Below are 24,396 nucleotides of genomic sequence, written 5' to 3' on the forward strand. Positions count from 1 at the left end.
TACCGCCGAGATTTACAAGAAGATGAACTTGGCAATGAAAATTGCGCAGAGCACCCACAGACTGACGGAGATTTCCTTGTACTTGCCAGTGCCGGCCTTCAGCGCCACGTAGGTGATGAAGCCCAGCGCGATGCCGTCGGCGACCGAGAAGGTCAGGGGCATCATGATTGCCGTGACGATCGCCGGAATGCTGTCGGTCGCCTCGTCCCATTCGATGTGGGCCATGCCGCCCATCATCAACATGGCCACATAGATCAGCGCACCGGCCGTGGCATAGGCGGGGATCATCCCGGCCAGCGGCGCGAAGAACATGGCCGCAATAAATAGCACACCTACGGTCACTGCGGTAAGACCAGTCCGACCACCCGCCGCTACGCCCGCGGCACTTTCCACGTAGCTGGTGACCGGCGGAACGCCCACTACCGCACCAAAGACACTGGAGGCACTGTCGGCTTTCATGGCTCGCGAGAGGTTTTCGATGCGACCGTCAGCGCCCACCAGGTTGGCGCGCTGGGCCACCCCCATCAGGGTGCCGGCGGTGTCGAACATGTGCACGAAGAGGAAGGCCAGCACCACGCTGATCATGCTGACGTTGAACACGCCGGCAACGTTCATCGCCATCCAGGTCGGGGCCAGGCTCGGCGGGGCCGACATGATGCCCTCGTAGTGCACCAGGCCCAGGCCCCAACCGGCCAGGGTCACGGTGATGATGCTGATGAGGATCGCGCCGAACACCTTGTGGTAGCTGAGGATGGCGATCATCAAAAAGCACACGGCGGCGAGCAGCGGGCCAGGCTCGCGCAGGGAACCGAGCTTGATCAAGGTGGCCGGGCTATCGACGACGATGCCTGCGGTTTTCAAGCCGATCAGCCCGAGGAACAGGCCCACACCAGCGCCCATGGCGTAGCGCAAGCTGACGGGGATGCTGTTGAGCAGCCATTCGCGGATGCGCGAGAAGGTCAGGATCATGAACAGCACGCCGGAGACGAACACCGCGCCCAGTGCAGTTTCCCAGTTGTAGCCCATGGTGCCGACCACGGTGTAGGTGAAGAAAGCGTTCAGGCCCATGCCCGGTGCCAGGCCGACCGGCCAGTTGGCGTACAGGCCCATCAACAGGCAGCCCAGGGCGGCGGCAATGCAGGTGGCGACGAACGCCGCGCCATGGTCGATGCCGGCATCCGCCATGATGTTGGGGTTGACGAAGATGATGTAGGCCATGGTGATGAAGGTGGTCAGACCGGCAATCAACTCGGTCTTCACCGTGGTGCCATGCAAGCTGAGTTTAAAGATGCGCTCCAGCCAGCCATTGCGTAAAGGCGGCGAGAGATCCAGCGTCGATGCTTCGGATTTGCGGCTTTCCACAGCGAGGTACTCCTCAAGAGTTTTATTGTTATTTCCAGGGCCGGACCCATGAGGGTGGCAGCGGCCCTTTGAGGCACTTGCGAATTTGTTGACCAATAGGTCAGAAACTCGCACGAAGTGGATTATGCTTTTGTATACAAATAATGCAAATAATGTTTTTGGTTTTGTAGACGAAAAGTTTGGCAATAGGGATATATCGCCCGCTCTGGTCCCTTCGCGAGCAGGCTCGCTCCCACAAGGGACCGCATTCCCCTGTGGGAGCGAGCCTGCTCGTGAAGCTTTTGTGGTACTCAGATTTTTTGCTGGTTCTCACCAAGCGCCATATTCACCGCCAGCCACCCATTCACCGCCGTCTCACCCGCCTCGGCAAACACCCGCTCCAACAATTTCACCTGCTCACGACGCAGCGATTGTTCAAACCGCGCGCCGTCCTCGGTCAACTCCAGCAGCCGCTTACGCTTGTCGGTCTCGGACGCCACGCTGTTGACCAAATGCATCTCCAGCAGTTGGCGCAAGGGCATGTTCAACGCCTGTTTGCTCACGCCCAGCAATACCAATAACTCCTTGACGCTAAGGTTCGGGTAGCGGGCAATGAAAAACACAATGCGCTGATGCACCCGACTCAGGCCGCGGCGCTCGAGCATTTCATCGGCCTTGGCGGTGAAGGCCTGGTAGCCGAAGAAAAACGCTTCCATGGCCTGCTGTTGAGAAATCGGGCTTTTAAGGTCAATCATGTTGACGTATCCGTTGGTGATGCCGTAATTTCGGTCAATAAGTTTGACTCATTTTTCCCTGGCCTCGCTACTGGTGACCCCCATGGCTTTTTCCGAACGTGTCTCGCGCCTTAAAAGTTCCTTGATCCGTGAAATCCTCGCTGCCGCCCAGCGTCCGCAAGTGATGTCGTTCGCCGGGGGCTTGCCGGCCGAAGCCATGCTGCCGAAAGTCGAATGGGCGCGGATGCCGGTGTCCATGGGCCAATACGGCATGAGTGAAGGCGAACCGGCCTTGCGTGAAGCCCTGGCGCAACAGGCTCGAGTGCTGGGTGTGCCATGCGAGGCGAGTCAGGTGTTAGTGGTCAGTGGTTCACAGCAAACCCTCGATCTGGCCGCCAAGCTCTATATCGACAAAGGCACCGAAGTGCTGCTCGAAGCACCGACCTACCTGGCGGCACTGCAGATCTTCCAGCTGTTCGGCGCCGATTGCCTCACGGTGCCGCTGGAAGCCGACGGCCCGAACCTGGCGCAGCTGCGTTCGCGCCTGGAAACACATCGTCCGGCGTTCATCTACCTGATCCCGACCTTCCAGAATCCATCGGCGGTGCGTTACAGCGAAGCCAAACGCGAGGCGGTCGCCGGATTGCTGGATGAGTTCGGCGTGACCTTGATCGAAGACGAACCCTACCGTGAGCTGACGTTTGACGGCGGCAGCGCCAAACCGATTGCCGGACGCCTGAAAAAATCCAGCTGGATCTACACCGGCACGGTGTCGAAAACCTTGCTGCCGGGTCTACGCGTGGGTTATCTGATCGCCAGCCCGGATCTTTTCCCGCACTTATTGAAACTCAAGCAGTCGGCGGACTTGCACACCAATCGAGTCGGCCAGTGGCAAGCGTTGCAATGGATCGGCAGCGAGTCTTACCAGCAGCACCTGAGTGAGTTGCGTGGTTTTTACCGCGTGCGTCGCGATGCATTCCAGGCGGCGCTGCAAACGCATTTTGCCGATCTGGCGGATTGGAACGTGCCCCAGGGCGGGCTGTTTTTCTGGTTGACGCTCAAACAGCCGCTGGATACCCGTACGCTACTCGATGGGGCGTTGGCCAACGACGTGGCGTTCATGCCGGGCGAGCCGTTCTTCCCTGAGCCGGATAATCATCACGGGCACATGCGGTTGAATTTCAGCCACATTGACCCGGCGCGGCTGGAGGAGGGGATCAAGCGACTGGCGCAGGTGGTGCGACAGGTGCAGGCGGCGCAAGCGGCCTGAGGGCTGGGCAGAAATGAATAAACCGGCCATTGGGCCGGTTTATTTTTGTCTGGGATTTGCAGTGTTTGTGCCGGCCTCTTCGCGAGCAGGCTCGCTCCCACATTGAATCTGTGCAACCAGTTCCCTGTGGGAGCGAGCCTGCTCGCGAAAGCGTCAGTCAGAACACCACAAATAAATCAGGCTGCAGCGAAACGCTTATCCAGATAATCAATGATCACCTTGGACTCATACATCCAGGTAGTCTGGCCATTTTCTTCAATACGCAAGCACGGCACCTTGACCTTGCCGCCGTGCTCGAGCAGGGCCTGGCGATCCTGTTCGTTGTTTTTCGCGTCGCGCAGGGCCACCGGCACGTTCAGGCGGCGCAGGGTGCGGCGGGTTTTCACGCAGAACGGGCAGGCATGGAACTGATACAGGGTCAGGCCCCTGGCGGCAGCTTCGACCTGGGCCTGAGCGGCGGCAGGGCGCTGCTTCTTGCCTGGACGGGTAATGAAGTCGATGAAGATGATCAGTTGGCCAAGGCCGACACGAAGCGCTTTTACGAACACGTTGAAGCCTCACGGTGCTAATGAGAAAGGCGCGCAGCTTACCTGATTTTTTCAAGACGAAAAAAAACCGGCGATGAAAGCCGGTTCTCTTCGTACCGCCAATTACTTGATCAAGCTGAGAAACTCGCTGCGGGTCGCGGCGTTCTCACGGAACTCGCCAAGCATCACCGAGGTGATCATCGTCGAATTCTGTTTTTCCACACCGCGCATCATCATGCACATGTGCTTGGCCTCGATCACCACGGCAACGCCCAGGGCGCCGGTGACCTGCTGGACTGCATCGGCAATCTGGCGGCTGAGGTTTTCCTGGATCTGCAGGCGGCGGGCGTACATATCGACGATACGCGCGACTTTCGACAAACCCAGCACTTTGCCGCTCGGGATGTAGGCCACGTGGGCCTTGCCGATGAACGGCAGCAGATGGTGTTCGCACAACGAGTACAACTCGATGTCCTTGACCAGCACCATTTCGCTGTTGTCGGAGCTGAACAAGGCACCGTTGGTGACCTCTTCCAGTGTCTGTTCATAACCGCGGCAGAGGTACTGCATGGCTTTGGCGGCACGTTTTGGCGTGTCGAGCAGGCCCTCGCGGGAGGGATCCTCGCCCAGTTGGCCAAGGATCGCGGTGTAATTCTGTTCCAGGGACATGAAACTACCTGTGGGATTTTACGCAAAGGGCAAGGGTACGGTGGCAGACACGGCGCTGCAAGCGCGGCGCATCAGGTTTACTCGTCGCGACCTTCCATCATGGTGCGTTTGAGCATCACATAAACGGCTCCGGCACCGCCATGCCTGGCCTGGCACGAGGTGAAGCCAAGTACCTGTGGATGCTGGCGCAGCCAGGTGTTGACGTGGCTCTTGATCATCGGCCGCTTGCCGTCCAGGCGCACGGCTTTGCCGTGGGTGACACGTACGCAGCGGATTTCGAATTTTGTCGCTTCAGCCAGGAATGCCCAAAGGGTTTCCCGGGCTTTTTCCACGCTCATGCCGTGCAGGTCAAGGCTGCCCTCGAACGGGATCTGCCCGATCTTGAGCTTGCGCATCTGGCTTTCCTGCACGCCGTCGCGTGCCCACATCAGTTCGTCTTCCGGGCCGACGTCGATGACGAACTGATCGGACAGCCCGTCAACAGTGGTGGCATCGGTACGCACGGTGGCGGCTTGGCGCAACGTGGCGATGTGCGCGCGGTCCGCCTTGGGCTTGCCGGTTTCGGCGCGATCGTGCTTGATCGGCTTGACGCCTTGGATCGCACTTTTGAACAGGGAAAAATCGTCGTCTTGCATGTCAGCCTCCGCGAAGGGTGGCCAGTTTACCCAACTCGAAGCGAATCGGGCGCGAGAAAACGTGCGGCATCGCGCTGCAACTTGCGCTTAGTCGTGTTTTTTCATCAGGTGCGGGGAGATGTTCAGTGCGTTCGACTGACGCGAGCGGCGGCGGCAGCGGCGCCACAGCCAGATGCCGAGGTACAGCACGAACAGGCCTATCACCAGGATCACTGCCGCGCCCGCCCGGTTGGTGTTCAACTCGCCCAGGGCCGGAGCATGGCCGAACAGGCTGGCGGTGCCGGCCATCGCCAGCAGCACGCCGCAGGTCGCCAGCAAGGCAGCGAAGGCTGCGCCGATTCGAAAACGCCAGTTGCTTTGGCCTTTGGGCCGTAAACGGCGAGCGTCAAAACCATCGGATAACTTCATTCCGACCTTCCTCAATGGGTATCGGCCCTTCGACCGGAAGTTGACCGGGATGTTCCTGAGGCTAAGACATTTACGGCATATGAGAGGCTTTTGCGGATGAGCGGCGGCATGGACCGCTCATGAACCGCCGATCAGACCAGGTCGTTGGTCAGGGCGAGGGCGGCAAAGTTGTCCGCCATGATCGCCATTTCGGTCTGCTGCACATGCTCGGCACTCAGGACGCCGCCTTTGTACGGCAGGTCTCGGGTGGCGCAGGCGTCTTCCACCAGGGTGCAGCGGAAACCCAGGTTCTTTGCTGCCCGCACGGTGGTACTGACACTGGAATGGCTCATGAAGCCGCACACCACCAGATCCACCGAGCCCAGTTCTTCCAGGCGTTTTTTCAGGTCCGTGCCATGGAACGCACTGGGCAGGATTTTCTCGATCTTGATTTCCCCGGCCAGCGGTTCCAGCCCTGGAATGAACTGGCCGCGCTCGCCGCGTGGATCGAACAGCCCCCCAACGGTGCCGAGGTGGCTGACATGCACGATCGGCCGGCCGGCCGCGCGGGCGGCAGTCACCAATTTCTTGATGTTCGCGACCGCCGCATCCATGCCGCTCAGGGCCAGGGGACCGCTGAGGTATTCTTTCTGGGCATCGATGATGATCAGGGTCGCATGACTCAGTTTGGCTGCTGCATAACCGCGGCCGCTGAGTTGAAACATCGTTTGTGGAACGGACATTCTGGGGCTCCTTCGGGTGGGGCTTTTGCGACATTGTCCTCTGGCTGAGCGCTTCTGTGAATCGCTACCATCGTAGGCACCGTCGTTACTGGCTTACAGCGTTGTCAAGTATTGAGTTTTGTTCAATAGCCGGCGATAAAACCAGATAATTCCTACATTTGTCCCGGTGTATTTCCTGCGTCGTCGGGACGCCGTTTGACTGGTAGAATCGCCCGTCGATTTTTCTGGAGTTTACCGTCGTGATCACTTCCCGCCTTCGTACCCTGCGTGACCATATCCGTTGGGCCGTCAGCCGCTTCCATGGGGAGGATCTGTTTTTCGGCCATGGGACCGACAACGCCTGGGACGAAGCCCGTCAATTGGTGTTGGGTGCGCTGCACTTGCCGTGGGAAATCTCCGACAGTTACCTGGACTGCAATCTGGAAGAAGACGAAGTGGCGCACCTGCAGAACCTGCTCAAGCGCCGGATCGAAGACCGCGTGCCGACCGCCTATCTGTTGGGTGAAGCCTGGTTCTGTGGCATGTCGTTCATCGTCGATGAGCGCGTATTGATTCCTCGCTCACCGATTGGCGAACTGATCGAAAACCGGTTCACACCCTGGCTGGGCACCGAGCCTGCGCGAATTCTCGACCTGTGCACCGGCTCCGGCTGCATCGGTATCGCTTGCGCCTACGAGTTCCAGAACGCTGAAGTGGTGCTGGCCGACCTGTCCTTCGAAGCGCTGGAGGTGGCGAACCAGAACATCGAGCGCCACGGAGTCGACGAGCGTGTCTACACCGTGCAAGGCGATGGTTTCGATGGCTTGCCAGGGCAGCGCTTCGACCTGATCGTGTCGAACCCGCCGTACGTCGATGCCGAGGATTTCGCCGACATGCCGGACGAATACCAGCACGAACCGGAACTGGGCCTGGCCTGTGGCGATGACGGCTTGAACCTGGTGCGCCGCATGCTCGCCGAAGCGGCGGATCACCTGACCGAGAAGGGCTTGTTGATTGTCGAGGTAGGTAATAGCCAGGTGCACGTCGAGACGTTGTACCCGGAGGTCGACTTCGCCTGGCTGGAGTTCGAGCGTGGCGGGCATGGCGTGTTCATGCTGACGGCTGAGCAGTGCCGCGATCATCAGGCCCTGTTCGCCTCCCGCGTCTGACCTGCACTCAGATCGTTCCCACGCTCTGCGTGGGAACGATCAGCCGCTACCGGTGCGTAGCAATCCAGATCAGTAACCCCGCCTGAAACACCGCAAACGCCACCAAACACGTAATGGTGAAGCGCAAACCGGCGTCTTCACGCTTGTATTTGCTGACCTTCTCCTCGTGTTTCTTGAGTTTGACTTCCTGCTCGGCCAGGTTCTGCTCGGCTTGCTGGAGCATCTGCGCCGCCTCGAGAATTTCCACGACTTGGACTTTCTCGGTATTCCAGTCGCTCAACAGGTCGCCGACCCTGACCTCCTTGACGCTGCCCTTCAAATGCTGGGCATCGGCATAGACCACGTCGAACCCGTGCACCCGCAAAAAGTGATCGCGACGCAGGCGCGTGTCTTCGTTCAGCGCGTCCTTGTTGTTGAGGTCGGTGCCGTCGACGGTGTAGCCAGGCCATCTTTTCTTCGCCCAGTTGATGCCGTGGGCGGCCATGAAGCGGCCGATGCCGCGGTTCAGTGGTTCGATTTGCAGGCCGCTGTCGGGGCCGAAATGCACGCGTTTTTCCGCGTGGTCGACCCATACGTCCAAATGATTCTGTTCCTTGCGTACGCGTTGGCCAGGCAGGGAGATGCTCATGCGCATCAGGCTGCGCAGCTTGTCGTTGCGCTCGGCGTAGCCGAATTCGACAAAGCGCAGGGGCCGGCCACCGGTATTTCGGTCCGTCTGCAGCGGCGCCAGACGGAGCATCTTGTGGTGCTCGACGTGGACGTCCGCCCAAGGCAGCTCGACCGCTGGCGGTACGTCTTTTTCAGCGGTGGTGTCGGGTGAAGTCTGGGTATCGGTCATAACGGCGAGATCCTGTCCAAGCTCGACTGCCGCCAGCCAGTACGCTGGCGACAAAGGCTTATCGGCCGTTTTCGACAAGACTGGAGAGCAAATTAGCTGGAGCGAAGCCCGTCAATGAATCCGAGGATGCGCGCGCCCAGCTCCGCCGCCAGTGGCAAATTCGGATCCTTGTAGGAGGCCAACTGGCGTTTGACGTCGTTGGGCACGATGCGCATCACGTGGTTCATGCCTTCGATCAGCGCCAGTTCGGCGTCCGGTTTGGCCGCCTTGAGCAGTTTGGCGTCATTGACTCCAACCTGGATGTCATTGCTGCCCTGGATGATCAGTGCCGGCATTTTCAACTTCGCGAATGCAGCGGCGGGGTCCTGGCGGAACAGCGAAATCAGGTACGGCTGCACGCTCGGACGGAATATCACTTGCAGTTGCGGTGGCACGTTGTCGTCGGTTTTCCCGGCCTTGAGACTGTCGAGCAGCTCATTGCTGCGCAACATCAGCGGGGGAGGCAGGCGATTGCCCAGTTGCTGGCGCAGGACCTGGTCGATCGGTCGGGCGCTGCCGGACACGGAAATCACCGCCGCCGCATCGACGCTGGGCGCCGCGAGGCTGGCGATCAAGGCCCCTTCGCTGTGGCCCAACAGGATCAGCTGGCCGAAGCGCGGATCGGTCTTGAGTTTTCGCCCCCAGGCTTCGGTGTCGGCCACATAGGCTTCCACCGACAAGTTGCGTTCGTCGGGGGTGGCCGCCAGGCTCGCCGCGACGCCGCGCTTGTCGTAGCGCACGCTGGCGATGTTGTGTTTGGCCAGCACCCAGGCCAGGCGCTTGAGGCTGTCATTGCGCCCGCCTTCGGGGTTGTTGCCGTCACGATCGGTCGGGCCGGAACCGGAAATGATCAGGACAACAGGCACCGGGGTGTCGGATTTAGGCAGCAGCAGCGAGCCGAAAAGCTCGCCGGTGCCGGTGTCCAGGGAGATTGGCCGCTGCAGGACAGTGGCCTGGGCGAAGCCGGAAATCAGGGTAAGGCTCAAGGCAAGAACTCGCAGCATTGTCGGGCCATCATCAAAGGGTGCCGGTTGGACTCGCAGGCAACCATAAGGTTCGAGGATGAACTAGTTGGATAGCCTGCGTATACTGGCGCGCATTACGTATTCAGGTTCATTTCACGGAGCGTCCTGCATGTCCGGCAATACCTACGGCAAGCTATTCACTGTCACCACCGCTGGCGAAAGCCATGGCCCGGCGTTGGTCGCCATTGTCGATGGCTGCCCGCCGGGGCTGGAGATTTCCCTGGAGGACCTGCAGCGCGACCTGGATCGCCGCAAGCCCGGCACCAGCCGTCACACCACCCAGCGCCAGGAAGCCGACGAAGTCGAAATCCTCTCGGGGGTATTCGAAGGTCGCACCACCGGCTGCGCCATTGGCCTGCTGATCCGCAACACCGATCAGAAGTCCAAGGACTACTCGGCGATCAAGGACTTGTTCCGTCCGGCCCATGCCGACTACACCTACCACCACAAATACGGCGAACGCGACTATCGCGGCGGCGGCCGCAGTTCGGCCCGGGAAACCGCGATGCGCGTGGCTGCGGGTGCGATTGCCAAGAAGTACCTGGCGACCCAAGGCATCGTCATTCGCGGCTACATGAGCCAGCTTGGCCCGATTGAAATTCCGTTCAAGACCTGGGACTCGGTGGAGCAGAACGCGTTTTTCAGTGCCGATCCGGACAAAGTGCCGGAACTGGAAGCCTATATGGACCAGTTGCGCCGCGACCAGGATTCGGTCGGCGCGAAGATCACCGTGGTCGCCGAAGGCGTGATGCCAGGCCTGGGCGAGCCGATTTTCGACCGTCTCGATGCGGAGCTGGCCCATGCGCTGATGAGCATCAACGCGGTCAAGGGCGTGGAAATCGGCGCCGGTTTCGCCAGCGTCGCCCAGCGTGGCACCGAGCACCGCGATGAAATGACCCCGCAAGGTTTCCTCAGCAATAACGCGGGCGGCATTCTCGGCGGCATCTCGTCCGGCCAACCGATCGTCGCGCACCTGGCGTTGAAGCCAACGTCCAGCATCACCACGCCGGGCCGTTCCATCGATATCCATGGCAACCCGGTGGACGTCATCACCAAAGGCCGCCACGATCCCTGCGTCGGCATCCGTGCCACGCCGATCGCCGAAGCGATGATGGCCATCGTGCTCATGGACCACCTGCTGCGTCACCGTGGCCAGAACGCCGATGTACGTGTGAGCACGCCGGTGTTGGGCCAGATCTAAGCCAGCGGTGACGGCGCTCCCGTACTGGCGGCTGTCCAGCTTCTATCTGTTTTACTTCGCCCTGCTCGGTTCGACAGCGCCTTTTCTGGCGCTGTACTTCGATCACCTGGGATTCTCCGCGGCGCGCATCGGCGAACTGGTGGCCATCCCGATGCTGATGCGTTGCGTAGCGCCGAACATCTGGGGCTGGCTCGGCGACTACACCGGGCGGCGCCTGGCCATCGTGCGCTTCGGCGCCGTGTGCACGTTGCTGACGTTTTCGCTGATTTTCGTCAGCCAGACTTACGCCTGGCTGGCGATGGTCATGGCCTTGCACGCGTTCTTCTGGCACGCGGTGCTGCCGCAGTTCGAAGTCATCACGCTAGCGCACCTGCAAGGCCAGACCTCCCGCTACAGCCAGATTCGCCTGTGGGGCTCGGTTGGTTTCATCATTACCGTGGTCGCGCTGGGGCGCTTGTTCGAATGGCTCAGCCTGGACATTTACCCGGCGGCGCTGGTGCTGGTCATGGCCGGGATCGTGCTCAGCAGCCTGTGGGTGCCGAACGCCCAGCCGGTCCAGGGCGAGCGATTGAGCGGCGACGGTTTCCTCGCGCAACTGCGCAGCCCCGGGGTGTTGGCGTTTTACGCCTGCGTAGCGTTGATGCAGATGAGCCACGGGCCCTATTACACTTTTCTCACGCTACACCTCGAACGACTGGGCTACAGCCGGGGCGTGATCGGCATGCTCTGGGCCGTCGGCGTGGTCGCTGAAGTGCTGATGTTCATGGCGATGAGCCGCATTCTTGCGCGTTTCTCGGTACGGCGCGTGCTGCTGGCGAGTTTTCTGCTGGCGGCGTTGCGTTGGCTATTGCTCGGTTCGCTGGCCGAATTTCTCTGGGTGCTGTTGTTTGCCCAAGTGCTGCACGCGGCGACGTTCGGCAGCTTTCACGCCGCGGCCATCCAGTTCGTGCAGCGCAGCTTCGGCCCACGCCAGCAAGGGCAGGGCCAGGCGCTCTATGCCGCACTGGCCGGCACCGGTGGCGCAATGGGCGCGCTGTATTCCGGTTACAGCTGGGCGGCCCTTGGCGCCCCCTTAACCTTTAGTATTGCCAGCCTCGCCGCGTTGGCCGCAGCCGTTATCATTGCCACACGAATGCAAGAGGACACGCGTTCCCTCTTGAACCCTTAAGGAGTTGTCCTGATGAGCAGCCTGTCCGTTTATCACGTTTCCAGTCCCGACGTACCCAACAAGGTGCTGACTCATTTCGAAGACATTGCCTCGACCCTCGCCGAGCAAGGCGTACGCTTCGACCATTGGCAAGCCACGGCGAAAATCCGCCCCGGTGCCAGCCACGAAGATGTCATCAGCGCCTGCCAGGCGCCCATCGATACACTGATGACCCAACACGGGCTGCGCGCGATCGATGTGATCAGCCTCGACCGCGATCACCCGCGAAAAGAGTCGATACACGCGAGTTTCTTCGCCGAGCACCGCCAGGACGAAACCGAAGTCATGCTGTTCAGCGCGGGTAGTGCATTGTTGTCTGTATACATCGACGACTATGTCTACGCCGTGCTGTGCGAGAAAGGCGACCTGATTGTGCTGCCGGCCGGCACCCGGCAGTGGCTGGACATCGGCGAACAGCCCTATGTGGTGGCGATTCGTCTGTCCAGCAGCCAACCCTGGGTGGCCAATTTCACCGACGTCGACAACGCGGGGCGATTTCCGCGAATGGATGATTGAAAGCTGTTGGCTGCCCACACAACTCAGGCCGTGAAGCGAAAGCTTGCACGGCCTGTTGGTTTACCGCGGCGCGACCTTACAGCGAATGATAGGTCGGCAGGGCAAAGCGCTGCTGGCTTTGCAGCAGGGAGATTTGTGGCAACTCGCTAGCCTGTTCGGCCAGGTCGCGGCGAATGGCGCTGATGACCCACGAAAGTTGATCGCCATTGTGCAGTTGCTGGTAGGAGATCGAGCGTTTGAATTCCCTACCCTCGCAGCGCAGGGTCAGCAGGATGCCGCCATCAGGACGGTCCTGGGTGGTGACGTCGAAGTTGGAGAACAAGGAGGAAAATTTTTCTTGGATGAGGCTCATGTCTGTCAGCTCCGTTAGCTCTTGAATGGCAAGCATGGGGAGACTGTTGCAGTGATTGTGCCAGTATGTCGCTTTCTAAAATAATCATATAAAACAATGACATATAAAAGATGATGATTTTTGGTTTCGTGCAATCTGCATGAATGGCTATCGTGCATCCTGCATTTTGCGTGGTCGTCGGCGCTTCAATGGAACCATTTGCCTTATGCGCGCTCACGATTTCAAACGTGGGTGTCGCGGATACAAAACATTTCAAAAACCGCGTGTACAGCCGCAGAACCGTTGACGTATTTTCGGGGTCAATCAATGCCGCCCGACAATAAGAAGAGCCAACGGGATCAGCCATGAGCCGCACGCAGCACGACACGATCACCTGGGGCATGATGCTCCGCAAGCTGCCTTCCATTGCCAAAGCGATTCCTCGCGTGGTCAAGGGCATGAAGGTCGCCAACGTCAAGGATCCGACCCAAGCGTGTGGCCTGGGCTGGAGCTTCGAGCAGGCTACCCTGCGTAACCCCGAAGGCCCGGCCTTGCTGTACGGCGAGGTGCAGCTGACATATGCCCAGGTCAACCGTTGGGCCAATCGCATCGCCCACCACCTGATTGCCCAAGGCATTGGCAAGGGTGACGTGGTGGCGGTCTTCATCGAGAACCGCCCGGAATTGCTAGTGACCATCCTGGCGGTGGCCAAGGTCGGTGCCATCAGTGCTTTGCTCAATACCTCGCAAACCCGCGATGCCCTGGTCCATAGCCTGCACCTGGTGACACCGGCGGCCATTGTTGTCGGTGCGGAACTGGTGCCGGCCTACCTGGCGGTCCGAGAGCGGGTGCCGATCGAGATGGCGCGTACCTGGTTCGTCGCCGACCAGGACACCTACAGCCATCCCGGCATCGCGCCCGACGGGTTCGTCAACCTGATGACAGCCAGCGTCGATGCCTGCAGCGACAATCCCGCCAGTAGCCAGCAGATCTTTTTCGACGATCCTTGTTTCTACATCTATACCTCGGGCACCACCGGGCTGCCCAAGGCCGGGGTTTTCAAGCACGGGCGCTGGATGCGCAGTTGCGCAAGCTTCGGCATGATCGCATTGGATATGCACCCTGAAGACATCGTCTACTGCACGTTACCGCTGTATCACGCCACCGGCCTGTGCGTATGTTGGGGCTCGGCCATCAGCGGGGCGTCGGGGTTTGCCATCCGCCGCAAGTTCAGCGCCAGCCAGTTCTGGAACGATGTGCGCAAGTACCGGGCGACCACCCTGGGCTACGTGGGGGAGCTGTGCCGCTACCTGGTCGACCAGCCTGCCAGTGCCGACGACGGCAAACACGGCGTGACCAAGATGATCGGCAATGGATTGCGTCCCGGCGCATGGGGCGAATTCAAGACGCGCTTCGCGGTCGGGCACATCTGCGAGTTGTATGCCGCCAGTGACGGCAACATCGGCTTCACCAACATCCTCAATTTCGACAATACCGTGGGCTTTTCCCTGATGTCCTGGGAACTGGCCGAGTATGACCACGACAGCGGTGTGCCGATCCGTGGCGCCAATGGGTTCATGCGCAAGGTCGGCAAAGGCGGGCAGGGGTTGCTGCTGGCCAGGATCGACGACAAGGCGCCGCTCGATGGTTACACCGATCCGCATAACACCGAAAAAGTCGTGCTGCATGACGTGTTCGCCAAGGGCGATCGATACCTCAACACCGGCGACCTGTTGCGCAACATCGGTTTCGGTCATGCACAGTTTGTCGATCGCCTGGGCGACACTTACCGCTGGAAGGGGGAAAACGTGTCGACCACCGAGGTCGAGAACATCCTGCTGCAGCACCCGAACATTTCCGAGGCCGTTGCCTATGGCGTGGAGGTGCGCAACACCAATGGCCGGGCCGGGATGGCGGCGATCACGCCAGCGGAATCCCTGGCAACCCTGGACTTCGGCGAGCTGCTGGCGTTCGCCCGACAGCACCTGCCGGCCTACGCGGTGCCGCTGTTCCTGCGGGTGAAGGTGAAAATGGAAATCACCGGGACCTTCAAATACCAGAAGACTCGGCTCAAGGACGAAGCCTTCGACCCTGGCAGGACCGGCGATGACCCGATCTACGCCTGGTTGCCGGGCACCGAGACCTATGTGCAGGTCACCGGGCAGGTGCTGGCGGACATCCAGGGTGGCAAGCATCGTTATTGAAAGAAGCGTTATTGAATTGGGCTATGGCCGCGCAACAGAAAAAATAAGTGACAGTGGCGAGCACCCTCGGGAAACTATCGGCTTTGCGAAAAACTGAAAGTGGAGCGATCAATGTCTGACAAAAGCCGCCAGATGACCCCCGAAGAAGCCGCCGAGTTTGCCGAACAGGTCTTCAACAAGGCGCGCGAGGGTGATGCGGCCATGATGGCTGCGCTGCTGAGCAAGGGCCTGCCGCCGAACCTGCGCAATCACAAGGGCGACACCTTGCTGATGCTGGCCGCTTACCACGGCCACGTGGACACGGTAAAAGTCTTGCTTGAGCACAAGGCTGATCCGGAAATCCGCAACGACAACGGCCAGAGCCCGATTGCCGGCGCGGCATTCAAGGGCGACCTGGCCGTGATCAAGGCCCTGGTCGAAGGCGGTGCCCAGGTCGAGGGCTCGTCATTCGACGGCCGCACCGCGTTGATGATGGCCGCGATGTTCAACCGTGTCGAAGTCGTCGACTACCTGATCAGCAAAGGCGCCGACCCGAAAGCCAAGGACGCCAATGGCATTACCGCGCTGGATGCTGCCAAAACCATGGGCGCCGTCGATACCGTGGCGCAACTGGAGAAATTGCTCGGCTGATGGCGTTTCGGGCCAGGTTCGATTTGCGCGAGGACCTGGCCTGGCAGCCTTAGTAGACCCAGACCTCGACCCGCCGATTCCTGATCCGTCCTTCATCCTCGCTATTGGCCGCCACCGGCATTTCGGCGCCAAAACCGCGAATGTCCCGCAGTACCACGCCGCTTTTCACCAGTTCGCGGCGCACCGCCATGGCCCGCAGCTTGGACAGCAGGTCGGCGCGTGCCGGATCGAGCTTGGCATCGCCGAACCCGACCAGCGTTACCCGGCGATCGGTCTTTTCGTGCTGCTTCATATAGTCGAGGACCCGTGACAGGTCCTGTCGGGCCTTGTTGTCCAGGCTGGCGCTGCCTTCCTCAAAGCGAAAGTTCACTGTCAGGCGCATGGCGTGGCGGCTCAGTGCCTGGTAGCCCTCGGGCATCAACGCATTCGGCGTGACGCTCATGGCCTGGATCGTCTGGGCGACGAAACCGTTGGCCGCGACGATCGCCTGGCCTTTCTGACTTTGCGCGAAGGCCACCAGTGCTTCGGCCCAAGGGTTGTAGCGCTTGAGTGGCAGGTAAAAAAACAAGCGTCGGGACAGCGGGTAGTCTTCCGTGGCAATCAGGTTGTTGAGTGGCAGCATGGCCATGGACTGGCCGTCGGCAATCGCCACGGCCTTGGCCGAGTGCACGTACGGCAGGCCGATAAAGCCGATGCCGTGCGGGTCCTGGCTGACTGCGTCGGACAATTGTTCGCTGGACTCGAATCGTTTTGCGCTTCCGCTCAGGGTTTTGCCAGGACCACTGAGCACCAGTTCCCTGAACGTATCGTAGGTGCCGGACTGATCGTCGCGCGCATAGAGATGGATGGCCCCGCCGTGGCCACCGAGCTCCTCCCAGGTTTTCACCTCACCGCTGAAAATGCGCGCCAGTTGCTCGGTGGCGAGGGTGTTCAACGGGTTTTGCGGATGGAGGATGATTGCCAGCCCGTCGATGGCGATGACTTGTTCGGCGTTGGCGCTTTTCAGGTCGCCCAAGGGTTGCAGGTTGACCAGTTCGCTGTCCTTGATCGGCCTGGAAGAGGCGGCGAGATCGGCACTGGCCGCTTTCAACGCGCTGAATCCGGTACTGGAGCCATGGGCCGCCAGTTGCACTTCAACCCGGCGGCCTTGTTCGGTTTCACCGACGATACGTGATTCATTGGGCCGGTCCGTCGGTTCGCTGTGCACCTTGAGCAGACCCTGCTCACGCATCAGGCCCTCGACCAGCGCCGGCCCCAGTGCCGCGCCAATGGTGTTGGAGCCCTGGATACGCAGCACCGGACCTTGCCCGGGAATCGGCAAGGTGCTGGCCGCCACCGACAGCGGCAGCCAGGTGCAGAGGATCAACAGGAGCAAACCGCGTAGCGACATGCCGGCACCTTTCAAGACCAAGGGAAGTGCCGGGAGAATAAGTCAGAAAGATTTCCGAAAGATGACAGCTCTGTCTGCCACCCATGCTTTGATCGTTCCCACGCAGAGCGTGGGAACGATCAAACAGGCAGCGGTTTTTAACTCAACTCCAACCAGATCGGCGCGTGATCCGAAGGTTTTTCCATGCCGCGCAGTTCATAGTCCACGCCTGCGTCCTTGATCCGTGGCAGCAGCCCGTGGGACGCCAGGATCAGGTCGATGCGCAGCCCGCGCTTGGGCTCGTCTTCAAAGCCGCGGCTGCGGTAGTCGAACCAGCTGAAGCGATCGGCAACATCCGGGTTGAGGTGGCGGAAGCTGTCCACCAGGCCCCAGTTTTTCAGCCTGAGCATCCACTCGCGCTCTTCCGGCAGGAAGCTGCACTTACCGGTTTTCAGCCAGCGTTTCATGTTGTCCGGGCCGATGCCGATGTCGCAGTCTTCCGGGGAAATATTCACGTCGCCCATCACCACCAGTGGCTGGTCGTTCTTGAACTGGCTTTCCAGCAGCGCCTGCAGGTCGCTGTAGAAGCGCTGCTTGGCCGGGAACTTGGTCGGGTGGTCGCGGCTTTCTCCTTGTGGGAAGTAACCGTTCATGATGGTCACGGGCACGCCATTGGCGTCGGCAAAGGTGCCCCAGATAAAGCGTCGCTGAGCATCGTCTTCATCAGTGGCAAAGCCCTTGTACAGTGCCAGTGGTTCCTGACGGGAGAGCAGGGCGACGCCGTAGTGACCCTTCTGCCCATGGAAATACACGTGGTAGCCCAGAGCCTTGATTTCTTCGAGTGGAAACTGATCATCATGGACCTTGGTTTCCTGCAACCCGATCACATCGGGCTGATGCTTTTCGATCAGCGCCGCCAGCTGATGCGGGCGAGCGCGCAGCCCGTTGATGTTGAAGGAGACGATCTTCATGCTCGGCAGTCCTGGCAAAAAGGCGATGCTAGCTGACATGTGCAACGGGAGCCAGTGCGCGGTGGGACGAACGGGATTTCATTGCCTACACTGATTTGCGATCAGCAAGGAACTGCGTCAGCCCAAATGAGCTCGTAACATCAAGAGCGCAGCCGTGCGAGCTGCGCCAGGGAGAACGACCGTCATGCCTGAAACCTCGACCGCCATTGCCGATATCCACATGCTCGACAGTGGTTACTCCCGTGAAGCCCGCTCGCTGCTATACCAGGCCTATCGCCACGAGCCGACGTTCAGCTATCTGTTCGAAGCCGAGCGTCCCGGCTATGAACAACGGGTGCGTGCCACCGTGCGCGAGTTGGTCAAGCAGCATTTTTTCCAGGAGTTGCCGGCCATCGGCCTGTTGGTCAATGACCGGCTGATCGGCATTGCCCTGATCGCGCCACCGCAACGGCGCCTGGGTGTGACTGAAAGTTGGGCCTGGCGCCTGCGCATGGTGCTCAGTACCGGTTTTCGCTGCACCCGCCGCTACCTTGAGTACCACGACGCCGTCGCTGCCTGCGTGCCGAACGACTCGGTGCACGTGCTGCCGTTGCTGGGGGTTCACCCACAGTTCCAAGGCAAGCACTTTGGCGAGCAACTGCTGCAGGCGGTGCATAACTGGTGCGCGGTGGATGAAAATTCCCAGGGCGTGATTCTCGACACCGGCAACCCTCGTTACCTGGACTTCTATAAGCGCCAGGGCTATGAAGAAATCGGCGAGGTGGCCGTGGGGCCGATTCGCGAGCACGTGTTTTTTCACGCCAATCCGCAGGTATTACATTCCGCAACAGCTTGAGGTCGAACTTTCCGTGCACGCCAGGCTCTATCACGCTCCACGCTCGTGATAGCATCCGCGCCTATGAAGTTTCCAGGAAGAATTACCAGTGGCGTGCTGATGCTGATTACCAGCTGCGCGGCGCTGGCGCAAAGTGAATTGGATGTGCGGATCAAACCGTCCAACGATGCACTGAAGGCCAATATAGAGGGCTATATCGGCAGTCTCGGCGATCGTGACGAAGAGGCCTTGCTGCGCTTCAGTCGTGGCGCCGAGGAACAGGCGCGCAAGGCTGCCCAGGCCTTGGGTTACTACCAGCCGCAAATCGACAGCGAAGTGAAGGCGGGCAAGACACCGCGCCTGGTGCTGACCATCGAGCCCGGCGAGCCGGTGCATTTGCGCAACGTCACGATCCGCGTCGACGGCCCGGCGGCCAGCCTCAAGGCCTTTCGCGTGCCCAAGAGCCATGCCCTGCAAACCGGTGCGGTCCTCAACCACGGACAGTACGAGGACGCCAAGCGCCTGATCCAGAACCAGGCCTCGCGCTATGGCTTTTTCAGTGGCCACTTCACCCGTCAGAAGTTGTCGGTAGACCCGCGCGCTGGCGTGGCCGATATCGAGCTGGTCTACGACAGTGGCCCGCGCTACTCGCTGGGCAAGGTCAGTTTCGAAGGCGACACACCGTTCGACGAAGACCTGCTGCAGCGCATGGTGCCCTTCAAGGCGGGTACGCCGTATGACTCCGAACTGATCGCCGAACTCAACCAGGCGCTGCAATCAAGCGGCTATTTCGAAGGCGTGCGGGTCGACGCAGCGCCGACCGCGTCCAAGGACGAAGTGATCCCGGTGGACGTCAAGCTCGAAACCCGCAAGCCACGCACCATGGGGCTAGGCCTTGGCTACTCCACCGACGTCGGCCCGCGGGTGAAGGCCAACTGGACTCGGCACTGGGTCAACCCACAGGGTCACAGTTATGGCTGGGAGACCGAAATCTCGGCGCCGCGGCAAAACGTCGGGGTGTTCTACGACATTCCCCTGGACCCGCCGCTGACCGACAAACTGCGCTTCGCCGGTGGTTATCAGAACGAAGAAATCGCTGACAAGGACAGCCTCAGCAAATTGCTGACTGTGGGGCCTGAGTGGCACAGCAAGTTGCCCAGCGGCTGGCAACGGGTGGTTTCGCTCAAGTGGCAGCGCGAGGAATACCGACTCGGCGACGATTCCGGCCTCAGTACGCTACTGATGCCCGGTGTGAGCTACTCGTACCTGAAAAGCGACAACCGCATCGACCCGCACAACGGTTATCGCCTGCAGTTCGAAAGCAAGGTCGCCAAGGAAGGGCTGGGGTCCGATAACAACCTGCTGTACGGCACCGCGCTGGTCAAAGGCCTGACCACGGTATTCGACAAGCACCGCTTGCTCGGTCGGGTGCAGGTCGGCGGCAGTGCCACCAACGGCTACAAGTCGATCCCGCCTTCATTGCGCTTTTTCGCCGGTGGCGATCAGAGCGTGCGGGGGTACGACTATCAAAGCCTGTCCCCGGAGAACAATCAGGGTGATCGCATTGGTGGGCGCTACATGGTCACCGCCAGCGCCGAATACCAGTATTCCGTTGCGGAAAAATGGCGCGTGGCGACCTTCGTCGATCAGGGCAACTCCTTTAATACACTTGAGCTGCCAAACCTCAAGACCGGGGTCGGCATCGGCGTGCGCTGGATCTCTCCGGTGGGGCCGATCCGCCTCGACCTGGCCCATGCGCTGGACGACGATGGCGGCATTCGATTGCACTTTTCCATGGGGCCCGAGCTGTGAAGCGTGGCTTGAAAATAACGCTGCTGGCCGTTCTGGCGATGCTGATGCTGGTGGTTTTGACAGTGGCCACGGTGCTGGGCACGGCGACGGGCAGTCGCTGGGCGCTCGGGTTCGTGCCAGGTTTGAGCCTGGACAATTTCCAGGGTCGCCTGGGTGGGCAATGGAGCGCCGATCATGTGTTGTGGCAGCAAGACACCAGCCGGGTCGAACTGGATAAGGTCATCTTCGCCTGGTCGCCGCTGTGCCTGACGCGCATGACCTTGTGCATCGGGCAATTAAAGGCTGATCGGGTCAGCCTGCAATTGCCGCCCGACGCGCAAGAGGAGAGCAGTGGGCCGATCAGTCTTCCTGACTTGAAACTGCCCCTGGCGCTCGAACTGGGGGATATCCAGGTTGGCAGTCTGCTGTTCAACGGCAGCGAACAACTCAAGGGCTTGCAACTGGCGGCACACTGGACAGCCAACGGCTTGCAGATCGACTCGGTGCAATTGCAGCGCGATGAGCTGAGCCTGCACTTGTCTGGCCTGCTGCAACCGACCGGCAACTGGCCGCTCAAGGCCGAGGGCAAGCTCACCCTGCCCGCACCCGGCAGCGGACCCTGGGCGCTGGCGCTGAAGATTGACGGTGACCTGCTCAAGACCCTTAACCTGAAAGCCGACAGCAGCGGCTATCTCAGTGGCCAACTGACCGGCCAACTGCAACCCTTGGTGGAAAACCTGCCGGCCACCTTGCGTATCTCCGCTGACGGCTTCAAACCCAGCGCTGACTTGCCAGACACCCTGCAACTCAATCAGCTTGAACTGACCGGCGCCGGTGACCTGAAAAACGGTTATCAATTAGTCGGCAAGGCCACGTTGCCTGCCGAGCAAGGTCCGGTCGGGCTGGCGCTGCAAGGCAAGGTCGACGCCAACGGCGCGCAAATCGCCGCGCTGGACCTGACCGCCAACGACAAGCAAAGTCTCAAGCTTACCGGCCAGTTGGACTGGAGCAAGGGCCTGAGCGCTGATGCCAAAGTCGCCTGGCTGGATTTCCCGTGGCACCGTCTTTACCCGCTGATCGACGAACCCCAAGTGGCCCTGCGCAGCTTCAACGGTGACGTCTCCTACACCGACGGCAAATACCTGGGGCACTTCGATGCGACCCTGGATGGCCCGGCCGGGGCGTTCAGCCTGACCAGCCCGTTTGCCGGCGACCTGACGAAAATCTACCTGCAACAGATCCAGCTCGTCGCAGGGCAGGGCAAGGCCGAAGGGCACCTGAACCTGCAATTCGCCGACGGCATCGCCTGGGATACCGCGCTGGATCTTTCCGCGATCGACCCGGCGTACTGGGTCGCGGAACTGCCGGGCACCCTGGCCGGACCGTTGCGCAGCAAAGGCGAGATGAAGAACGAAACGCTCAGCCTGAGCGCCGACCTGGACCTGAAGGGCAAGTTGCGTGGGCAGCCAGCCGTCCTGCAAGCCAAGGCCGATGGCAGTGGCGAGCAATGGAACCTCAAGGCCCTGCAGATTCGCCTCGGCGACAACAGCATCAACGGCAAGGGCAGCCTGCAGCAGAAACTCACCGGGCAGATCGACATCAAGCTGGCGCGGCTGGCCCAGCTGTGGCCGCAATTGCGCGGCCAGATCAATGGCCGGGTCGATGTCGCCGGCACGCTCAAGGCGCCGCAAGGCAAGCTCGGGCTGCAAGGCACGCAATTGGCTTTCCAGGACAACCGCCTGCAAAGCCTGAACCTCGATGCGACACTCGACAGCGCGCAACGGGCGAAAATCGACCTCAAGGGCAGCGGCATCCAGGCGGGCGATACCTCGCTGGGCACGCTGACAGCCAGCGGGCAGGGCGACATCAAGAATCAGAAATTGAGCCTCGACCTGCAAGGGCCCAAGCTCAAGCTCGCGCTTGGCCTCGACGGTGCACTGGACAAAGGCAACTGGCGCGGACGCCTGGCCAGCGGCGATATCCAGGCTGGTGGCCAGGACTGGAAGCTGCAGGGGCCGGCGAAACTGGAACGGCTGGCGGACGGCAAAATCAATTTCGGCGCCCATTGCTGGGCATCTGGCCCGGCCAGTCTGTGCGGTGAAGACCAGCGCCTGATGCCCGAGCCGAAGTTGCGTTACCACCTCAAGCAATTCCCCATCGACAGCCTCGCCCAGTGGTTGCCCAAGGATTTCGCATGGCAAGGCCGGCTCAACGCCGACGTGCAACTGGACCTGCCGGCCAGCGGCCCGAACGGTGTGATCAGTATCGATGCCAGCGGCGGCACGTTGCGCGTGCGCGAGAAAGATCAGTGGCTGGACTTCCCCTACCAGACGCTGAAACTCACCAGCCAGCTGACGCCCAAGCGCATTGATACCGAGCTGGATTTTGTCGGTGGCAAGCTCGGAGAATTGAGGGTGCAGGCGCAGATCAACCCGTTGCCGAAGAACAAGCCAATGACCGGCACGTTCCGCTTGAATGGCCTGGACGTGTCCGTGGCGCGACCCTTTGTGCCCATGGTCGAGAAGCTGTCCGGTCGCTTGAATGGCAGCGGCACGATTTCCGGTGGCCTGCTGGCGCCGCAGGTCAATGGCAATCTGTTGCTCAGCGATGGTGAAGTTTCCGGCGCCGAGTTGCCGATGGAGATTCAAGCGTTGCAATTGCAGGCGCTGATCGCGGGCGAATCCGTGCAGCTCAACGGCAACTGGAAAAGCGGCAAGGCCGGGCAGGGCAGCCTGAATGGCAATGTCGCCTGGGGCCAGGCGCTGGTGGTGGACCTGGCGCTCAAGGGCTCGCAGTTGCCGGTCAGCGTCGAACCCTACGCCAAGGTCGAAGTGGCCCCGGACCTGAAAATCTCGATGAAGGGGGATGAACTGGCCATCGCCGGCAAAGTGCGGGTGCCCAAGGGTGACATCACCATTCGAGAATTGCCGCCATCGACGGTCAAGGTGTCCGATGACACGGTGATCATCGGGCAGCAGACCGAAGAGGGCAAACCACCCCTGGCGATGAAAATGGACATCGATGTGGTGGTCGGCGAAGACAAGCTGAGCTTTGCAGGGTTTGGCCTGACTGCCAATGTGCAGGGGCATGTGCACATCGGTGACAACATGGACACCCGTGGTGAGCTATGGCTCAACGACGGCCGTTACCGCGCCTACGGCCAGCGGCTTACGGTGCGTCGGGCGCGGTTGCTGTTCGCAGGTCCGATCGACCAGCCGTACCTGGACATCGAGGCGATCCGCCAGACCGACGATGTGATCGCCGGCATCCGCTTGAGCGGCAGCGCCGAGCAACCGACCACGCAGATTTTCTCGGAACCGGCCCTGGCCCAGGAACAGGCGCTGTCCTACCTGGTGCTGGGGCGTCCACTGAGCAGCAACGGTGAGGACAACAACATGCTCGCCCAGGCTGCGCTCGGCCTGGGCCTGATGGGCAGCTCCGGGGTGACCGGCGGCCTGGCGAAGAATCTGGGCATCGAGGATTTCCAGCTCGACACCGAGGGCAGTGGCAACGCCACCAGCGTGGTCGCCAGCGGCAACCTTTCCGAGAAGCTCAGCCTGCGTTATGGCGTCGGTGTGTTCGAACCGGCCAACACCATTGCCTTGCGCTACAAGTTGAGCAAGAAGGTCTACCTTGAGGCCGCGGGTGGCGTGGCCAGTTCGTTGGATATCTTTTATAAGCGCGATTTCTGATCCGTGCGACGGCTCCTGCAGGGCGCGTATCCCTGTGGGAAATTCTATGGTTGAGTGCATGCCCTCAACTGGCTCTTGATCGTTCCCACGCTCTGCGTGGGAATGCCGCCAGGGACGCTCCGCGTTCCACTGACGACGCGTTAATTGAGCCGTGCGCAACGGTGATGCGAAGCGTCACAGGAAGCTATATGTGAGATTTATTGTCGGAGTACATATCCATTGCTGCGGTAACGGCCACTTATGGTTTCGCTTTTACAGCGACTCCCTTTTTCAAACACCAAAAAGGAAGCAAAAGGCTTTGCCCCACCACTCGG

The 24,396-nt window shown here is 60.7% G+C and carries 21 protein-coding genes and 1 pseudogene; 10 read left to right on the forward strand and 12 right to left on the reverse strand.

Annotated features, from left to right (window positions below):
* Positions 1–12 precede the first annotated feature (12 nt).
* Both AC1Q8Q_RS25475 and AC1Q8Q_RS25480 read right to left on the reverse strand, forming a co-directional pair.
* A complete protein-coding gene (locus AC1Q8Q_RS25475; RefSeq protein ID WP_033044696.1) occupies positions 13–1,362 on the reverse strand; it encodes an NCS2 family permease in 1,350 nt (449 codons plus the stop codon).
* A gap of 290 nt (positions 1,363–1,652) precedes the next feature.
* The gene (locus AC1Q8Q_RS25480) at positions 1,653–2,096 is read right to left on the reverse strand and encodes a MarR family transcriptional regulator (RefSeq protein ID WP_020800029.1); all 444 of its coding nucleotides are present in this window, start codon (positions 2,094–2,096) and stop codon (positions 1,653–1,655) included.
* An 82-nt stretch (positions 2,097–2,178) separates the two neighbouring features.
* Here AC1Q8Q_RS25480 and AC1Q8Q_RS25485 point away from each other — a divergent pair, with 82 nt between their 5' ends.
* Positions 2,179–3,345 carry an aminotransferase-like domain-containing protein gene (locus tag AC1Q8Q_RS25485; protein WP_033042653.1) on the forward strand — a complete coding sequence of 389 codons (1,167 nt, stop codon included), beginning with the start codon at positions 2,179–2,181 and terminating at the stop codon, positions 3,343–3,345.
* A gap of 176 nt (positions 3,346–3,521) precedes the next feature.
* Here the strand turns inward: AC1Q8Q_RS25485 and AC1Q8Q_RS25490 are convergent, their stop codons facing one another.
* From AC1Q8Q_RS25490 to AC1Q8Q_RS25510, 5 genes are all read right to left on the reverse strand, one after another.
* On the reverse strand, positions 3,522–3,893 hold the full coding sequence (locus AC1Q8Q_RS25490) for a glutathione S-transferase N-terminal domain-containing protein (protein ID WP_020800031.1): 372 nt from the start codon (positions 3,891–3,893) through the stop codon (positions 3,522–3,524).
* A gap of 102 nt (positions 3,894–3,995) precedes the next feature.
* Complete coding sequence (gene folE, locus AC1Q8Q_RS25495; protein ID WP_020800032.1) at positions 3,996–4,541, reverse strand: GTP cyclohydrolase I FolE; 546 nt, start codon at positions 4,539–4,541, stop codon at positions 3,996–3,998.
* Between the two features lie 77 nt (positions 4,542–4,618).
* Positions 4,619–5,176 (reverse strand): Smr/MutS family protein, encoded by a 558-nt coding sequence (locus tag AC1Q8Q_RS25500; RefSeq protein WP_020800033.1) that lies wholly within the window; start codon positions 5,174–5,176, stop codon positions 4,619–4,621.
* A gap of 87 nt (positions 5,177–5,263) precedes the next feature.
* Positions 5,264–5,584, reverse strand: coding sequence for a hypothetical protein (locus AC1Q8Q_RS25505; RefSeq protein WP_020800034.1), 321 nt, complete (start codon positions 5,582–5,584; stop codon positions 5,264–5,266).
* A gap of 131 nt (positions 5,585–5,715) precedes the next feature.
* Entirely contained in the window at positions 5,716–6,306 is a 591-nt protein-coding gene (locus tag AC1Q8Q_RS25510; protein ID WP_020800035.1) for a cysteine hydrolase family protein, read from the reverse strand.
* 239 nt (positions 6,307–6,545) lie between these two features.
* Here AC1Q8Q_RS25510 and prmB point away from each other — a divergent pair, with 239 nt between their 5' ends.
* Positions 6,546–7,454, forward strand: coding sequence for a 50S ribosomal protein L3 N(5)-glutamine methyltransferase (gene prmB, locus AC1Q8Q_RS25515; RefSeq protein ID WP_492615659.1), 909 nt, complete (start codon positions 6,546–6,548; stop codon positions 7,452–7,454).
* Between the two features lie 46 nt (positions 7,455–7,500).
* Here prmB and AC1Q8Q_RS25520 read toward each other — a convergent pair whose 3' ends face one another.
* Entirely contained in the window at positions 7,501–8,292 is a 792-nt protein-coding gene (locus tag AC1Q8Q_RS25520) for a hypothetical protein (protein ID WP_020800037.1), read from the reverse strand.
* Positions 8,293–8,384: 92 nt separating this feature from the next.
* Positions 8,385–9,382: pseudogene (locus AC1Q8Q_RS25525) on the reverse strand (alpha/beta hydrolase).
* Positions 9,383–9,465: 83 nt separating this feature from the next.
* Here AC1Q8Q_RS25525 and aroC point away from each other — a divergent pair.
* The 3 genes from aroC to AC1Q8Q_RS25540 are packed head-to-tail and all read left to right on the forward strand — an operon-like array spanning position 9,466 to position 12,280.
* Positions 9,466–10,557 carry a chorismate synthase gene (gene aroC / locus AC1Q8Q_RS25530; protein WP_020800039.1) on the forward strand — a complete coding sequence of 364 codons (1,092 nt, stop codon included), beginning with the start codon at positions 9,466–9,468 and terminating at the stop codon, positions 10,555–10,557.
* A 7-nt stretch (positions 10,558–10,564) separates the two neighbouring features.
* Positions 10,565–11,725 (forward strand): MFS transporter, encoded by a 1,161-nt coding sequence (locus AC1Q8Q_RS25535; RefSeq protein ID WP_492615660.1) that lies wholly within the window; start codon positions 10,565–10,567, stop codon positions 11,723–11,725.
* Between the two features lie 12 nt (positions 11,726–11,737).
* Complete coding sequence (locus tag AC1Q8Q_RS25540) at positions 11,738–12,280, forward strand: acireductone dioxygenase (RefSeq protein ID WP_492615661.1); 543 nt, start codon at positions 11,738–11,740, stop codon at positions 12,278–12,280.
* A gap of 76 nt (positions 12,281–12,356) precedes the next feature.
* Here the strand turns inward: AC1Q8Q_RS25540 and AC1Q8Q_RS25545 are convergent, their stop codons facing one another.
* Positions 12,357–12,632: a DUF3509 domain-containing protein gene (locus AC1Q8Q_RS25545; protein ID WP_020800042.1), complete on the reverse strand. Its 276-nt coding sequence runs from the start codon at positions 12,630–12,632 to the stop codon at positions 12,357–12,359.
* 344 nt (positions 12,633–12,976) lie between these two features.
* Here AC1Q8Q_RS25545 and AC1Q8Q_RS25550 point away from each other — a divergent pair, with 344 nt between their 5' ends.
* Positions 12,977–14,815 carry a long-chain-acyl-CoA synthetase gene (locus AC1Q8Q_RS25550; protein WP_020800043.1) on the forward strand — a complete coding sequence of 613 codons (1,839 nt, stop codon included), beginning with the start codon at positions 12,977–12,979 and terminating at the stop codon, positions 14,813–14,815.
* Positions 14,816–14,926: 111 nt separating this feature from the next.
* Complete coding sequence (locus AC1Q8Q_RS25555; RefSeq protein ID WP_020800044.1) at positions 14,927–15,445, forward strand: ankyrin repeat domain-containing protein; 519 nt, start codon at positions 14,927–14,929, stop codon at positions 15,443–15,445.
* A gap of 49 nt (positions 15,446–15,494) precedes the next feature.
* Here AC1Q8Q_RS25555 and AC1Q8Q_RS25560 read toward each other — a convergent pair whose 3' ends face one another.
* Positions 15,495–16,835 (reverse strand): phosphate ABC transporter substrate-binding/OmpA family protein, encoded by a 1,341-nt coding sequence (locus AC1Q8Q_RS25560; RefSeq protein ID WP_492615662.1) that lies wholly within the window; start codon positions 16,833–16,835, stop codon positions 15,495–15,497.
* A gap of 137 nt (positions 16,836–16,972) precedes the next feature.
* The gene (xthA, locus tag AC1Q8Q_RS25565) at positions 16,973–17,785 is read right to left on the reverse strand and encodes an exodeoxyribonuclease III (RefSeq protein WP_020800046.1); all 813 of its coding nucleotides are present in this window, start codon (positions 17,783–17,785) and stop codon (positions 16,973–16,975) included.
* A 184-nt stretch (positions 17,786–17,969) separates the two neighbouring features.
* On the opposite strand from xthA, the gene AC1Q8Q_RS25570 reads away from it, so the two are divergent.
* From AC1Q8Q_RS25570 to AC1Q8Q_RS25580, 3 genes are all read left to right on the forward strand, one after another.
* The gene (locus AC1Q8Q_RS25570; RefSeq protein ID WP_020800047.1) at positions 17,970–18,620 is read left to right on the forward strand and encodes a GNAT family N-acetyltransferase; all 651 of its coding nucleotides are present in this window, start codon (positions 17,970–17,972) and stop codon (positions 18,618–18,620) included.
* Positions 18,621–18,683: 63 nt separating this feature from the next.
* The gene (locus AC1Q8Q_RS25575; RefSeq protein WP_083348704.1) at positions 18,684–20,411 is read left to right on the forward strand and encodes an autotransporter assembly complex protein TamA; all 1,728 of its coding nucleotides are present in this window, start codon (positions 18,684–18,686) and stop codon (positions 20,409–20,411) included.
* Positions 20,408–24,082 (forward strand): translocation/assembly module TamB domain-containing protein, encoded by a 3,675-nt coding sequence (locus AC1Q8Q_RS25580; protein ID WP_492615663.1) that lies wholly within the window; start codon positions 20,408–20,410, stop codon positions 24,080–24,082. The genes AC1Q8Q_RS25575 and AC1Q8Q_RS25580 overlap by 4 nt, the downstream gene beginning before the upstream one ends.
* Positions 24,083–24,396 lie beyond the last annotated feature (314 nt).

The organism is Pseudomonas sp. GW823-FHT06B06 (assembly GCF_058795195.1).

Bases quoted from the DNA above. Each gene is read 5' to 3' on its own strand.
- AC1Q8Q_RS25485 (WP_033042653.1), top strand. From the start codon at position 2,179: ATGGCTTTTTCCGAACGTGTCTCGCGCCTTAAAAGTTCCTTGATCCGT.
- AC1Q8Q_RS25540 (WP_492615661.1), top strand. From the start codon at position 11,738: ATGAGCAGCCTGTCCGTTTATCACGTTTCCAGTCCCGACGTACCCAAC.
- AC1Q8Q_RS25560 (WP_492615662.1), bottom strand. From the start codon at position 16,835: ATGTCGCTACGCGGTTTGCTCCTGTTGATCCTCTGCACCTGGCTGCCG.
- AC1Q8Q_RS25550 (WP_020800043.1), top strand. From the start codon at position 12,977: ATGAGCCGCACGCAGCACGACACGATCACCTGGGGCATGATGCTCCGC.
- xthA (WP_020800046.1), bottom strand. From the start codon at position 17,785: ATGAAGATCGTCTCCTTCAACATCAACGGGCTGCGCGCTCGCCCGCAT.
- folE (WP_020800032.1), bottom strand. From the start codon at position 4,541: ATGTCCCTGGAACAGAATTACACCGCGATCCTTGGCCAACTGGGCGAG.
- AC1Q8Q_RS25555 (WP_020800044.1), top strand. From the start codon at position 14,927: ATGTCTGACAAAAGCCGCCAGATGACCCCCGAAGAAGCCGCCGAGTTT.
- AC1Q8Q_RS25545 (WP_020800042.1), bottom strand. From the start codon at position 12,632: ATGAGCCTCATCCAAGAAAAATTTTCCTCCTTGTTCTCCAACTTCGAC.
- AC1Q8Q_RS25575 (WP_083348704.1), top strand. From the start codon at position 18,684: ATGAAGTTTCCAGGAAGAATTACCAGTGGCGTGCTGATGCTGATTACC.
- AC1Q8Q_RS25505 (WP_020800034.1), bottom strand. From the start codon at position 5,584: ATGAAGTTATCCGATGGTTTTGACGCTCGCCGTTTACGGCCCAAAGGC.
- aroC (WP_020800039.1), top strand. From the start codon at position 9,466: ATGTCCGGCAATACCTACGGCAAGCTATTCACTGTCACCACCGCTGGC.
- AC1Q8Q_RS25480 (WP_020800029.1), bottom strand. From the start codon at position 2,096: ATGATTGACCTTAAAAGCCCGATTTCTCAACAGCAGGCCATGGAAGCG.
- AC1Q8Q_RS25500 (WP_020800033.1), bottom strand. From the start codon at position 5,176: ATGCAAGACGACGATTTTTCCCTGTTCAAAAGTGCGATCCAAGGCGTC.
- AC1Q8Q_RS25510 (WP_020800035.1), bottom strand. From the start codon at position 6,306: ATGTCCGTTCCACAAACGATGTTTCAACTCAGCGGCCGCGGTTATGCA.
- AC1Q8Q_RS25570 (WP_020800047.1), top strand. From the start codon at position 17,970: ATGCCTGAAACCTCGACCGCCATTGCCGATATCCACATGCTCGACAGT.
- AC1Q8Q_RS25520 (WP_020800037.1), bottom strand. From the start codon at position 8,292: ATGACCGATACCCAGACTTCACCCGACACCACCGCTGAAAAAGACGTA.